Source organism: Acinetobacter sp. YH12254 (genome assembly GCF_013417415.1).
GTDB classification, from domain to species: domain Bacteria; phylum Pseudomonadota; class Gammaproteobacteria; order Pseudomonadales; family Moraxellaceae; genus Acinetobacter; species Acinetobacter pseudolwoffii.
Genome location: NZ_VPEB01000014.1, coordinates 65,126 through 78,659, shown reverse-complemented (window position 1 = coordinate 78,659; position 13,534 = coordinate 65,126). Strand labels below are relative to the sequence as shown.

Annotated in this window: 11 protein-coding genes and 1 pseudogene; 7 read left to right on the top strand and 5 right to left on the bottom strand. The window is 45.1% G+C overall.

Annotated features, from left to right (window positions below):
* Positions 1 to 155 precede the first annotated feature (155 nt).
* The 6 genes and pseudogenes from rnr to FTV29_RS11350 all read left to right on the top strand — a co-directional run bounded on the left by rnr (position 156) and on the right by FTV29_RS11350 (position 6,750).
* Entirely contained in the window at positions 156 to 2,603 is a 2,448-nt protein-coding gene (gene rnr, locus FTV29_RS11375; RefSeq protein WP_159138620.1) for a ribonuclease R, read from the top strand.
* 79 nt (positions 2,604 to 2,682) lie between these two features.
* Positions 2,683 to 3,237 carry a hypothetical protein gene (locus tag FTV29_RS11370; RefSeq protein ID WP_159138621.1) on the top strand — a complete coding sequence of 185 codons (555 nt, stop codon included), beginning with the start codon at positions 2,683 to 2,685 and terminating at the stop codon, positions 3,235 to 3,237.
* Between the two features lie 55 nt (positions 3,238 to 3,292).
* Positions 3,293 to 5,347 (top strand): M3 family metallopeptidase, encoded by a 2,055-nt coding sequence (locus tag FTV29_RS11365; protein ID WP_171294114.1) that lies wholly within the window; start codon positions 3,293 to 3,295, stop codon positions 5,345 to 5,347.
* A gap of 40 nt (positions 5,348 to 5,387) precedes the next feature.
* Complete coding sequence (locus tag FTV29_RS11360; RefSeq protein ID WP_171509128.1) at positions 5,388 to 5,597, top strand: YheV family putative zinc ribbon protein; 210 nt, start codon at positions 5,388 to 5,390, stop codon at positions 5,595 to 5,597.
* An 18-nt stretch (positions 5,598 to 5,615) separates the two neighbouring features.
* Positions 5,616 to 6,050 carry a hypothetical protein gene (locus FTV29_RS11355; RefSeq protein ID WP_159138624.1) on the top strand — a complete coding sequence of 145 codons (435 nt, stop codon included), beginning with the start codon at positions 5,616 to 5,618 and terminating at the stop codon, positions 6,048 to 6,050.
* Between the two features lie 53 nt (positions 6,051 to 6,103).
* Positions 6,104 to 6,750: pseudogene (locus FTV29_RS11350) on the top strand (DMT family transporter).
* Between the two features lie 59 nt (positions 6,751 to 6,809).
* Here the strand turns inward: FTV29_RS11350 and FTV29_RS11345 are convergent.
* The 5 genes from FTV29_RS11345 to FTV29_RS11325 all read right to left on the bottom strand — a co-directional run bounded on the left by FTV29_RS11345 (position 6,810) and on the right by FTV29_RS11325 (position 12,143).
* Positions 6,810 to 9,092, bottom strand: a complete 2,283-nt coding sequence (locus tag FTV29_RS11345; protein WP_180075520.1) for a TRAP transporter large permease subunit — start codon at positions 9,090 to 9,092, stop codon at positions 6,810 to 6,812.
* 197 nt (positions 9,093 to 9,289) lie between these two features.
* Positions 9,290 to 9,862, bottom strand: coding sequence for a rhombosortase (rrtA, locus tag FTV29_RS11340; RefSeq protein WP_159138626.1), 573 nt, complete (start codon positions 9,860 to 9,862; stop codon positions 9,290 to 9,292).
* 67 nt (positions 9,863 to 9,929) lie between these two features.
* Positions 9,930 to 10,970: a hypothetical protein gene (locus tag FTV29_RS11335; RefSeq protein ID WP_005094123.1), complete on the bottom strand. Its 1,041-nt coding sequence runs from the start codon at positions 10,968 to 10,970 to the stop codon at positions 9,930 to 9,932.
* 536 nt (positions 10,971 to 11,506) lie between these two features.
* Positions 11,507 to 11,893, bottom strand: a complete 387-nt coding sequence (locus FTV29_RS11330; RefSeq protein WP_159138627.1) for a hypothetical protein — start codon at positions 11,891 to 11,893, stop codon at positions 11,507 to 11,509.
* A complete protein-coding gene (locus FTV29_RS11325; protein ID WP_005094125.1) occupies positions 11,886 to 12,143 on the bottom strand; it encodes a succinate dehydrogenase assembly factor 2 in 258 nt (85 codons plus the stop codon). Before FTV29_RS11325 ends, FTV29_RS11330 begins: the two co-directional genes overlap by 8 nt.
* Positions 12,144 to 12,326: 183 nt before the next feature.
* Between FTV29_RS11325 and FTV29_RS11320 the strand changes: the two genes are divergently transcribed.
* On the top strand, positions 12,327 to 13,499 hold the full coding sequence (locus tag FTV29_RS11320; protein WP_180075519.1) for an acyl-CoA dehydrogenase family protein: 1,173 nt from the start codon (positions 12,327 to 12,329) through the stop codon (positions 13,497 to 13,499).
* Positions 13,500 to 13,534: the final 35 nt, after the last annotated feature.

Below are 13,534 nucleotides of genomic sequence, written 5' to 3'. Positions count from 1 at the left end.
TTCGTACATTTTCCTGCTCAAAAAACCGAATAAATTTCCAGTTATCTAAAATGAACAGAAAATTGAAAACTTAAATGGATTATTGCAATCATTTACGTGCAGTCTGCGCACACATGTTTTATGCTAAACCTATCTCCTAAGATAAATTTAAAGACATGATGAAAAACTGGGTCGATCCTGAAGCAAAAGCTGAAGCCGAACGTTATGACAACCCTATCCCAAGCCGTACGCTAATTTTAGAAACCATAGAAAAAAATAATGCCCAGTCTCATGCCGACCTGGTAGAACATTTCGAAATTGCAGATCAAAAAAGTATTGATGCTCTCAGTCATCGTTTAATTGCGATGGTACGTGACGGGCAATTGATGAAAGATGGTTATAAATTCCAGATTGCCGTCGAGCAGCCTGAATCCGAAGCGACGGTTTATATCAATTCCCGCGGGATGGGAACTGCCAACATTTCTGGCCAGGACGATCTCTTACTGGCTGAGCGTGAACTACGGCTGGTCTTTAATGGCGACCGTGTCAAAGTACGTCAAACTTCAGTAGACCGTAAAGGTAAAGCCTGGGGTTATGTGACTGAAGTTGTGCAGCACCGCGTTAAGCAGATCATTGGTAAAGTTTCCCTATATGAAGGTGAATACTTTGTTCAACCTGCCAGCCCAAATGCGCATCAGCCCATTACTCTTGAAAAAGAACTGATTGAACATGCGCAAGTCAATCTGGGTGATTCGATTCGCGTGGCGATTGATACTTATCCGACCCGTGAAGAATTTGCGACCGGTCATATTGTCCAGTCCATGGCAGATAAAGCCGATACCGAAATCATCATTCCACAAACCATTTTAGAATATGGTTTACCGTATGAATTCCCGGAAGAAGTGATTCAGGATGCAGAAAGCTTTAAAGAACCAACAGAAAAAGACCGTGAAGGTCGTGTGGATCTGCGTGATTTAGCTTTGGTCACCATTGATGGTGAAGATGCACGTGACTTTGATGATGCAGTATATGCTGAAAAACGTCCGGGCGGTGGCTATCGCGTGGTCGTAGCGATTGCCGATGTCAGTCATTATGTACGTACAGGCAAACCACTGGACGATGAAGCTCAGGAACGCGGAACTTCTGTCTACTTCCCGCACTTTGTTTTACCAATGCTGCCTGAAGCCTTGTCGAATGGCTTGTGTTCTTTAAATCCGGCTGTTGATCGTCTCTGTATGGTCTGTGATTTAAAACTGTCACGTGCCGGTCGTGTTACCGGTTTTGAGTTCTATCCATCCGTGATGCACTCTAAAGCACGTTTGACTTATGATCAGGTCGCCCAATATCTGGAAGGCGACAGTCAGGCCATTACCGAAGATCGCGAAGTTCGCAAGTCGATCAACACCCTGTTCCAGCTGTACCAGGTTCTGAAAGGCTTACGTGCTGAACGCCATGCCATGGAATTTGAAACCGTTGAAACGTATATGACTTTTGATGAGCTGGGCGGAATTAAAGAGATTTTGCCGCGTAGCCGTAATGATGCGCATAAGCTGATTGAAGAATGTATGTTGCTGGCCAACGTGGCAGCCGCAGAATATGCATTGAAAAATGAAATTCCGATGTTGTACCGCGTACATGAGCCACCTGAGTTCTCGCGTATTCAAAAAGTCCGTGATTTCGTCAAGCTGCTTGGTTTGAAATTCCCGGAGCAACCGACCCAAGCAGATTATCAGGCGGTGATTGAAGCGACCAAAGACCGCATAGATGCACCAAGCATTCATGCGGTGTTATTACGCTCCATGATGCAGGCTTATTACGGCCCTAACAATGCGGGGCACTACGGTCTGGCTTATGAGGCGTACACACATTTCACTTCGCCAATTCGACGTTATCCAGATCTGTTATTGCATCGTGCCATTAAAGCGCATTTAAATAAAAAGCCATCTCCGCTTTCAGGTGGAGCTTTAGATGAAGCAGGAACACATTTCTCTGCCACTGAACGCCGTGCCGATGAAGCCTCTCGCTCGGTGACGACCTGGTTGAAATGTCATTATATGCAGCAGCATCTGGGCGAAGAATTTGTTGGCATCATTAGTGCGACAGCAGAGTTTGGCCTGTTTGTGACGCTAAAAGACCTGTATGTGGATGGTATGGTGCATGTCAGCCAGTTGGGCGATGACTTCTTTGTCTTTGATCAAGTCAGCCAGAATCTGGTCGGCCAGAATCGTGGTCAGGTCTTTGGTCTGGGCGATGAAGTCAAGATCAAGGTGGCTGGTGTCAATCTGGAAGAGCGCAAGATCGACTTTGAACTGGTACAACAGCTCAGTCATGCCGGCCGTGCGATCCGAGCCCGTGCGCCGCGCGTGAGCGAGAAAAAACCGGCAGTACGTCCAGCAGCAACAGAAGAGGTTTTTAGCAAGAATGAGCGCGAGTCTAAATCCAGCCTGAATGCCGATGGAGAACAGCCCATACGACGCAAAAAAGCCAAAGGAAAACCCAGCTCTTACAACAGCAAGTCTGCTAAAAAATCTGCAGCAAAGCCTGAAGCAAAGGCTAAAGATAAAGTAAAGAAAAAGACCAAGATCAAAAAGAAAAAGTCGAATGCAAAAGCCAAGACTGAATAATTTTTGACAGTATAAAAAGAGCGCTACGGCGCTCTTTTTTATTTATAATCAAAATATTAAAATAGGAAAAATTATAAGAATGAATACCATAACTATTTTTACTTTGATCATTTCTTTAATGGCTTTGCTTGTGACTTATGCCGTATTTAAATCTGATCAGCAACCACAAATTATAGTTTTTGCTCTTCCGCATTACGGTAAGCAATCTTTCATTCAACTACAGATAAAGAATATAGGAAAATCCATTGCCTATAATGTACAAATATCGAGTGATCAACCCATTCCTAAACGGGCCTTCGGAATTAAAAAATTAAATGCTTCAAAAGATTATTTTGATAGCGGTATTTTCAAACATGGAGTCAAAGTATTTCCACCCAATCAGAGCTATATATACGATTGGGGACAATACGGCGGCCTCAGAGAGGCTTTAGATAATAATCCTATCACCATGAAAGTCACGTATTGGTATCAGCACCCTTTAAACTTATGGAAAACTCAAATCACTGATATTTCCATCATCGATATAAATGAACTAGAAGCCTTACCTTCATCTGATGGTGGATTTATTGAACAGCTTCAAAATATTAATAAAGAATTGAAAATATTAAATACAAAGCTAGAGAAAAAACTTTAACTACCTTGATTTCCCCCACCAAAGGCCCTACATCTAGACTGAATATAGAAAATTAATTTGGCAGACCGACATGACTTTAGAAAAGGCAACTTTGCCTGTTCCACAATTTGATCAGATTACCCTGGCCGATCTCAAAGAAAAAATTGAAACAACCATTCAAGCCGGACAAAAGTTTTTAAATGAACTGACTGACACGCCAGACTCGGTTCAGGCCCAACTTGAGATTCTGGAACAGGTCGATACCCTCGAAAATAATATGAGTGAATCCTGGGGCGTGTTATCGCATCTGAATGCCGTGATGAACAATGCCGAAACCCGTGACGTCTATCAAGCCTTATTACCGGGTCTGAGCGAATACTATACACAACTAGGTCAACATACGGCGCTGTATCAAACTTATCAGCATGTTCATGATGCATCAATTTTTAATGAATTACCTGCAGCCCAGCAAAGTGCCATCAAACTGGCCTTACGTGACTTCAAACTGTCTGGTGTGGCCTTAGAAGGCGAAGCGAAGAAACGTTATGCGGAAATTTCTGCACGCCTGTCCCAATTATCTTCCGACTTCTCCAACCATGTGCTGGATGCGACTCAGGCTTATTTCAGACCATTAGCTGAAGATGAGTTAGCGGGTCTCTCTGAAAGTAATATTGAGCTGTTAAAACAATATGGCCAGCAACGCGAGCTGGATCAGCCGGTGGCTACGCTAGATTTCCCGTCTTATCTGGCAATCATGACCCATGCGGAACATCGTGAACTGCGTGAAGAGCTGTATAAAGCCTATACCACGCGCGCTTCAGATCAGTCCGAACAGACTGAATTTGACAATACCGCCTTAATTGAAGAAATCCTCAGCTTACGTCAGGAAATGGCCAAGCTGCTCGGCTTCAACAATTATGCAGAATTGTCCCTGGCCAGCAAAATGGCGCCAAGTGTAGAAGCAGTAGACGAATTCTTGCGTGATCTGGCAGAGCATGCCCGTGCGCCGGCAACCAAGGAAATTGCAGAACTAAAAGCCATTGCCGCTGAAGATGGTATTGATGAACTGAAACCTTGGGACAGCAGCTATTATTCAGAAAAGCTGAAAATGCAGCAGTTCAATCTGTCACAGGAAGCGCTGAAACCTTATTTCCCTGCACCAAAAATCCTGCAGGGCCTGTTCAGTATTGTCAATCGCCTGTATGACATTCAGGTGATTGAACGTGAAGCGCCGGTTTGGCATCCAGAGGCGCGTTATTTCGAACTGGAAGATCAAGGTCAGGTGATTGGCGGTTTCTATTTTGACCTGTATGCACGCCAAGGCAAACGTGGTGGTGCCTGGATGAGCGGTTTCCGTTCGCGCATGCAGACCCGTGATGGCCTGCAAAAACCGATCTGCTATATGGTGGGTAACTTTACTCCACCTGTTGGCAACCGACCTGCACTGCTCACGCATGATGAAGTGATTACCCTGTTCCATGAATTTGGTCACGGCCTGCATCATATGCTGACTGAAGTGGACAATATCGCGGTGGCAGGTACGCATGGCGTGGCTTGGGATGCCGTGGAGCTGCCAAGCCAGTTTATGGAATTCTGGGCTTGGGATCAGGACAGTCTGAATCTGCTCAGTGAACATATTGAAACCAAGGAATCTTTGCCGGCCGACCTGCTCAAAGCCCTGCTCGATGCACGTTTCTTCCAATCCGGTATGCAAACCCTGCGTCAACTTGAATTTGCCTTGTTTGACTTGAGTATTCACCGTGCCAATCCGGCTTCAAATGCGGAACAGGTTCAGGCCACACTGAATGAAATTCGTGAAAAATATGCAGTTCTGCCCACCACCGACTATAACCGTTTCCAGCACAGCTTCAGTCATATTTTTGCCGGCGGTTATGCAGCGGGATATTATTCCTATAAATGGGCCGAAGTTTTGGCCAGTGATGCCTTCGACCGTTTCGAAAATGAAGGGATTTTTAATACCACCACTGGAAAACAGTTTCGGGAAAATATCCTCGCAGTTGGCGGAAAAGATCAAGCACTTGACGCATTTATCAATTTCCGCGGACGCGAGCCAAAAATAGATGCATTGCTACGTCATCAAGGTTGGACGAACCGCTCTAAAAACGCTTAAACTAGCTTTTTAAGTTGATCACAAGGTGAGTATGATGACCATTAAACGTCGTTTCATTGCAGGCGCAAAATGTCCAAAATGTCAAGCGTTAGATCGTGTCGTCATGCTGACCTCTGGTGAAGATGAGTGGATTGAATGTATCGAGTGTGGTTATGAAGAAAATCGTCCCACACATGTTGACCAACCAGAAACACCAGCTGTTCCAGATGAAATTGGCGTGATTCAGTTTAAACCTCATTCAGCAAAATAAAAAATCAAGGTTCAAGCTATGTCAGTAGAACAAAGAAATAACCCCAAACTTTTAATGGGGATTATGGGGGCTTTAGTTACTGTCGTTGTATTGGTGCTGCTCTATCAATGGTTGAATGCACCTTCGAAGGAGACACAACGCATGCAACAGGAGGAAATCGCAGCTGTTCCGGCAACCACATCTACAGCGACAACTGAAGAAGATACAGATGCAAGCAATGCGACTGAGGCACTCGAGACCAAAGCATTAATCAGCGGCAGCCTGTTAAAAGCGCCAGTGCCGGAAAATGCTACTTTGGCCAATGAAGAGATGGCCAAATTAGCCGATATTCAAGTTCAGCTCAATGAGCAAAAAGCCACGCTAGATGCGCAGCACAGCGATGCTGACCAGCTCATTCAATTGAAAGAGGAACAGATCAAGCTACTCGAAGCACAACTGGCTCAAGGCCAATAATCTTGATGCATTTTGGCTAGAAGATCTGCAGATCTTCTAGCCAAATTGGCTCCCTGTCTACCACAGCCACCTCACCACTATTCAAAGCCATTATTTTACTGACCTGCTCTGCTTTTTTATTTTCAGTGATGGGCGTATGTATCCGTTATGCCTCACAAACGGTTGATCATGCTACTGTGGTTTTCTTCCGTAATGTGGTCGGGCTGTTTATTTTCCTGCCTTTCATTTTTAACCAAGGTCGCGGATTTTTTAACACTGAAAAACTGTGGATGCGCACCTGGCGTGCGGTGGTCGGTCTGATTACCATGTATGGCTTTTGTTACAGTTCGAGCGCTGACCAAAACCGAATCTCCAGAAAAAATCGTATTTTATTTCTGTTTGATTGGCAGCCTGATTTCAGTGATTCCGATGTTTTGGGTGTGGCGGCCCTATACTCTGACAGAACTTCAGCTATCTGATTACTGCCGGCATTCTAACCAATTTCAGTCAGTTATTGATGTCAAATGCTTACAAACTGGCGTCGGCAGGACAAATTGGCCCGGTGAATTATGTGGCGATTTTCTTTGCCGGCATATGGGGTTTTCTGTTCTGGCAGGAGGTTCCTGATCTATATAGCCTGATCGGATTAGGGTTGATTTTCTGCGCGATTCTGCTGTGTAGCCCAATCCTGCAAAAGCGCCTGAATTCATCTAAAATCTGAGCCAAGAATTCAGATTAAATTAAAAAAGCACCCGTAGGTGCTTTTTTAGTGTATATCTTTTATGGATACCAACCGAACAGCTTAAAGACATAAGGCACATAGGCGATGATCAGCATTGCAGGCAGCAGCACAATCACCGGTAAAATCCAGCGTTCATAACGGTAGTAAAAAGACAGATGGCGTACTTCTGCATCCGCTTCAGCCACTTCGGCATTGCCAATGGATTGTCTGGCCAACAGATGGTTCAGTGCCACCGGTGGCGTCACATAGCCCAGTTCAAAGCCAATCAGGGTGATCATCCAGAAATGCACCGGATGAATGCCGTATTGATAAGCCACTGGAGCAACAGTCGCCGAGATCAGAATCACCGCACCAAACGGATCCATAATCATTCCGACAAAAATCATCAAGCCGACAATCAGGGAAATGACCAGAATAGTACTGCTGATATCGGTTGGAAACGCTTCCATAATTTCCATACGTTCCAGCAAGCCACCGACACTCACAGAAAGTGCCATCAGGATCACCAGCGCACCAATATGCCCCACGGTTTCACTGGTGGAGATATGCATTGACTTCCAGAAACCCACCTTGCGCAGGATTTCTGTAGCATTTGAACGCTTTACACCATGATCAACAGCCAATTCTTTATCTCGCTGCCCCGCATGCTCTGCTTCACGATATTCTACATTGGCCACGCTAGCAGCTGTCGCCAGTTCAGGGGTATTTCTCGAATGTAAGGTCGCATTCAAAGTCTCATCCCAATGACCGACCGGTGGCAACGGTGCCGGTTCATGACGTAATTTATCATATAAGACAATCATCAGCAGAATGACCGGCATCATCACAGGGGCGGTAAATTCATTCAGGTCTGTCGACAAAGCATATTTGTAGAATAGCCAGATCAGAATAAAAATCACGATATAAGGAATAATCGCAAGGAAGGCACGACCTGATTGAGGAGCTGCGATGGTTGGTGCGGCAATCCGGAATTTATTTTCTGCAAAGAATAAAGAAATTACCAGGAATAAAGTCGAGCTGAGTAGGAAGACATAAATTCCATAGTGATAGAGCAAATCAGTAGTTACTTCTTTATTCAGTGATGCTACCACGACGATCAGCAAGCATGGACGTAAGATCACACCCAGCGAACCGGACATTGCAGTGGCGGCCAGTGCAAACTGACGGCGTCCACCTGCATTCCAGACTTCCTTATAAATGATCGCACCTGCGGCAATCACGAAAATTCCTGATGCACCGGTATAGGCAGTCGGTAAGGCAGCGGCCAGCAGAATTAACCAGGTCAAGGTTTCAGGGGCCAGATTCCATGGACGCAGAATGTTCAGGAACATATCTACCACACGGGTCTGTTTCAGTAACATACCGGCCCAGATAAACAAGGCCAGATTCAGGAAAATACTGGAAAACTCGACCAGTTGCCCCAGATAAATCCCCTGTCCCATTGGATAATCCATAAAGAAGGTGAAGTTTATTCCGGTAATAATGGCCATATAGGCATACAGTGGCACACTCAAAAAGGCCAGACCAAAACTGCCGCCCTCACGCGTTGGTTTTGGTTGTTTAACCACCTGATATAAACTGATTAAGGTTAAGCTGCTAAACAGAATCATCCACAGCCAGTAGATGTATTTCATCTCGCCCATCGGTACGCCCGAGTTCAGCACAGACTGGTATTGACTGTAGGATGAGAATGCCAGAAAAGCATTACCCAGCAGCATGGCGACCGAATAGACTTTAAAATCGATACCTGTACTTGGACTACGCAGACCAATATGATGGGTTTTTAGGGTGGCACTGATCGCAGCGAATACCACCATGATGACCAAGAGCAAGGCCCGGTTCTCAGTGCCAAACTTGAATATTCCAAAGAAAGACGTTTCAAAGGCCCGATAAGCCCGAATACTCGGTTGTGCTTCGACATGTTGAATGGCTTTATCGTAGAACAGATAAGATTCTTCACAAACCTGCTGTGCCTGTAATACCGCAGCCCGGACATCCGCTTGCGAGCGCACGCCGAAGAAATCAGCATATTCATCGGCTGCATCGGCTTTCATCTGCTGCTGAACACGCTGATCGACATTGATCTTGCGTTCACATTGTGGACGTGTCGGTTCAGCACGTAAAAATGAATATTGCATCCCGGTTGCCGGATCGCCATAGAGACGCTCCCCCATGCGCAGCAACTGGCCGTGAATCATTTCTCCAGTACCAATAATCAGTGTGAGCAAAAGCAAGACCAGCACCACGAAGGTCGAGATCCACTCTGTCCAGATATAACGCAACAGACCTAATCCTGATCTGTTTTGATCATCATTTTGCATGTATATTCCTATTTTTATTTTAGCGGCCTGTGTTTGTTCTAGGACGCTGATCTTTCCTTCTGTCCCCGAAAATTCCTTTTCAAAGGTCAGGATTTTTATTCTATGTTTTGACTCTGCATCAAAATCAGCACAATAAAAATGACAATTTATATTTTCTTTTTGTTTTTTCTGCCAAGTGCTTTATTGATTGCTTCACTTTAGCTATCCCGAAAATAGTTGCTGACAATATAGCCCAGCGCCAACATCACTCCCCAAATTACCCCGAGCAAATGTGCTTCGACCAAGACCGGACTGCCAATCAGCTGTGCGGTTCCGACATTGCCAATGGTATTTTCCCAGACCAGTTTGCCAAAGATCAAAAATAACACCAGTGCAGCAAAACTGCGTTCCCGCTTATACAGCAAATGTACACAGGCAACGGCAACATAGGCACCATGCAGCACACCCGACAAGCCAGCGTAGGCTTCAATATTGGGTAAGAAAAAATAAAAACTTAAACTGATCAAAGGTGGCAAGATCAGTAAAATGGCAGAAAAGTGCCATAGAGTAGCGCGTGGAAAAATAAAAGGCAGACAGATAAAAGCGAGAATATTCAGGAAATAATGGGTCCACCCCACATGTACCCAATGTGCCGTCCACAGTCGCCAAAACTCACTGAGCAAACTCTCTTGCCAGTAGATGAAACTATCCTTGAAAATTTGCAGACATGCACAGAGAGAGACAAAAGCCGCTAGAAAAATAATTTTTCGTCGAACATGTTGATCTAGCATCAGCTTATGCTTCTCCCTAACCATCTAGTTTAATTTCATCCTTAAAATTCTATGCAGGCTATCTGGGTTACAGGTCTGCACTGAACAGGTCATCGAGTTCCGAAGAGCTGTCTGATTCATCCCAGAAACGTTGCATGCCATCATCGGCGCTGCGCACACCAGTATTTTCTGTCCAGTAACGGTCTGAAATTCCACCAACCATAATCGCTGCCATACTGTCGATCAGTTTGAATTGTGGATTTACCGGCTTTTCCTCAGTACGGGCCTGCGCAAAGGTTTTTAAAGCATCGCGGATTTTGGCATCGTCACCACTGGCCTGTGCTGCTACAGCATATAAAGCGTGCGATAAACGTACACCTTTTTGCTCACCAATTTGTGTAGATTGTTTTAATGTTTGGTAAGGATCAGGTTTACCATCGCTTGCACCTGGCAATAAAGTCCAGATCACAGCACGCGTAGCATTCGGTGCTCCCCAGAATTTGGCATTATCCAGACAGGTCATACCACGCTCGACCACGGCAGCGATATCTTTGGGCACATGCACTGCGCCGCCTGAATTAATATCATTGGTCATGGCTTGTAAACCACTCAACATGCCCAGCAGATAAACCGTTTGCTCCATATCGCTGTTCATGCGCGGACATTCTTCACCCAAGGCTTTTTGATATTTTTTTTCATAACGGCTCTGGAACAATTGATAACCGGTATATTGACGCTGTGCCGCTAGAGCCGCCCAGCGCTTCTGCTCGATTCGCGCATCTTGGGCTTCCGCTACCTGGTTGGATTTTGAAGCCCGCAAATAGCGTAACTCAGCTTCCAGCGCCTTTTGCTCGGCACAAATGCCGGCAGCCGAATACATCAATACGGCTACCCGGGTCGGATCCGCTCCCATTTCTTTGGTTGCCATGATGGCCGGAGTTAGAGAATTGCCTGAATTACAGACCATCTCGGCATCATCCATGGCTAAAATTGGCGGGACAATATGGTTTTCGGTAAAACCCAGTGCGACATTGGCACCGGTTTTAATGACATGGGAACACCCCGTTAATACTGTTGTTGTTATTGCAATGGTCGCCATACCTTGGCATATTTTACGGACGCCTGACATTTTCCTGTCCTCTATAATTGTGATTATGTCCATCTTTCTGCTAAAGATATCAGAAGCATTTTGTGAATAAAAGAGTATTTACTCTAATCCGGACCAGACACTGTGCCATCAAACTGGCCGACTGCAATTGACTTGATCTGTTGAATTCCCAAATTTTGGGCAAAAAAAAGTAGCATTGCGACGGTTCAGCACATGCTACTTATTAACTGTACAAACAGAGAGCCGGTAATAACTCTGCTTGATTAAGATGAAAATTTATCCTTCAGCACCGTCGCGAATTGTCCAACCCCCAAAGCTGAAACAATCACTACGATCAAAAACATCCACACTGGAGATTCTATTGAGTTCTCTCGTATTTGCTGTTGGTGCGTTCAATGTACAGGCTAAAAATAAAACATAGGTGGGAAATTGTCATACAATTTATCTTACTGATAAGTCATTATTATTTTTTGTCTGACAATGAAAGCGCGTTAATGATCTAAGTATCTGTTTTATTGAAATTTCAATCAAGTGATTAAAATAGCGTTGTCTGACAACTAGATAAGTTTGGTCAGAACTTTCAGGGATTTCCATTGTTTTAGCGGCAATTGGTCACACCAGATCAATAAAGGCTGAGCCTTGGCGTGCTGAAAATACACCACAATATAAGCTTGATGATCAATCACATGACTAACACATACCCGACAGGTGGGCCGAGATTTGGCCGTCAATGACCATTCACGTCCATCCAGATATTCAAACTGTTCAATCTGGGGCGTCTTGCGATAAAACAGCTGATAAATCACCAGTCCCATCACAGCACACAATAGCCAAATTGTAATTGGCAGTAGCTGATACAGCAGGTACATCAACAGTGCAAAAATAAAAAGCTGAAACGCCAGTGCACAATAACTGCGTTTCAGCTTGAAACAGCGATTATCCATGAACGTAAAATTTAAGCTTCTTGATCAAATCTTTTAATTCAGGACGCGGCGGCTCAGAGACTTCCATAAACCAGTCCAGCAGATCTGGATCTTCCTGATCGACCAACTCAGCAAACATCTGCTTTTCAAACGGATCAGCAGTTAAGTAGTAGTTTTTTACGTAGGGATCAAAATACACATCCAGCTCTTTTAGGCCACGACGCGCGCGATAAATCACTTTGCGCTCTTCTAAGGTGATGTCATCAGTCATCGAATTTCCCCAATTCGTTATAAACCGGAATAGTTTACCTGAAGCCATCGCTGAATTTCGAGGGATTTCATACAAATGACCAAAAGCATCAGCATATTTAAGTTATTTGAACATTCCGCTCATTGTTGCTGATCTATGCTTGACCTACTTTAAAGCAAACAGATCAGAATAAGGAATAACAAGATGCAATCTGCAGCCATTCGCCCGCTTGCCCCGATGCTACCCCGCCAGCTTTTTACTGCCGAACATGAAGCATTTCGTCAAACCGTACGCAAGTTTTATGAAAAGGAAGTTATTCCGCATAGCGAGCGCTATGAAAAGCAACAGCATGTGGATCGAGAGCTCTGGACTAAAGCGGGTGAACTGGGACTACTCTGCGCCACCATGCCAGAGCAATATGGCGGCTCTGGGGTAGACCGGCTGTATAGCATGATTCTGATTGAAGAACAGGCTTATGCTGGTGATTCAGCCACGGGGTTTTCATTACATTCAGATATTGTCGCCAATTACCTGCTGAACTTTGGCAATGATGCTCAAAAACAGCAGTGGTTACCCAAAATGGCGTCTGGAGAAGTCGTCACCGCGATTGCCATGACCGAACCAGGAATCGGCTCTGACCTGCAAGCAGTACGTACCTCTGCGGTACTGGATGGCGATGACTATGTGATTAATGGATCCAAGATCTTTATTACCAATGGCTATCTCTGTGATATGGCGATTGTGGTCTGCAAGACCGGTCATAGTGACAAAGGCTCGGCCAATCTCTCATTGATTATGGTCGAAGCCGACCGGGCCGGATTTAGCAAAGCTAAACCGCTGAATAAAATCGGCATGAAAGGCCAGGATACTTGCGAGCTGTTCTTTGACGATGTACGCGTACCACAAGAAAACTTGCTCGGTCTGGAAGGCATGGGCTTTATGATGTTGATGAAAGAACTGGCCTGGGAACGCCTGATTGTGGCAATTATGTGTCAGGCTGGCGCTGAAGCTGCTTTCGCACATACAGTGAAATACACCAAGGAACGTCAGGCCTTTGGCAAGAGTATTAGCCATTTTCAGAATACCCGCTTTAAACTGGCAGAAATGCGTACCGAAATCGAGTTTTGTCGCGCTTATCTGGATCGCTGCATGGAGCTGCAACTCAAGCAAGAACTAGGCATCGATGCCGCTGCTGCGGCCAAATACAAGATTTCAGAAATGTGTAGCAAGGTGGTAGATGAATGCCTGCAATTGCATGGTGGTTATGGCTATATGCTGGAATATCCAATTGCCCGGGCCTATATCGACAACCGCGCCAACCGGATTTATGCTGGTACCAACGAAATCATGAAAGAACTGATTGCACGTTCACTGTAAACTGGACGCATAAAAAAGGAGTCACTCAGGACTCC

Coding starts and splice junctions, on each gene's coding strand:
- FTV29_RS11355 (WP_159138624.1), top strand. CDS start 5,616: ATGTCAGTAGAACAAAGAAATAACCCCAAACTTTTAATGGGGATTATG.
- FTV29_RS11345 (WP_180075520.1), bottom strand. CDS start 9,092: ATGCAAAATGATGATCAAAACAGATCAGGATTAGGTCTGTTGCGTTAT.
- FTV29_RS11330 (WP_159138627.1), bottom strand. CDS start 11,893: ATGGATAATCGCTGTTTCAAGCTGAAACGCAGTTATTGTGCACTGGCG.
- rrtA (WP_159138626.1), bottom strand. CDS start 9,862: ATGCTAGATCAACATGTTCGACGAAAAATTATTTTTCTAGCGGCTTTT.
- FTV29_RS11320 (WP_180075519.1), top strand. CDS start 12,327: ATGCAATCTGCAGCCATTCGCCCGCTTGCCCCGATGCTACCCCGCCAG.
- rnr (WP_159138620.1), top strand. CDS start 156: ATGATGAAAAACTGGGTCGATCCTGAAGCAAAAGCTGAAGCCGAACGT.
- FTV29_RS11370 (WP_159138621.1), top strand. CDS start 2,683: ATGAATACCATAACTATTTTTACTTTGATCATTTCTTTAATGGCTTTG.
- FTV29_RS11325 (WP_005094125.1), bottom strand. CDS start 12,143: ATGACTGATGACATCACCTTAGAAGAGCGCAAAGTGATTTATCGCGCG.
- FTV29_RS11335 (WP_005094123.1), bottom strand. CDS start 10,970: ATGTCAGGCGTCCGTAAAATATGCCAAGGTATGGCGACCATTGCAATA.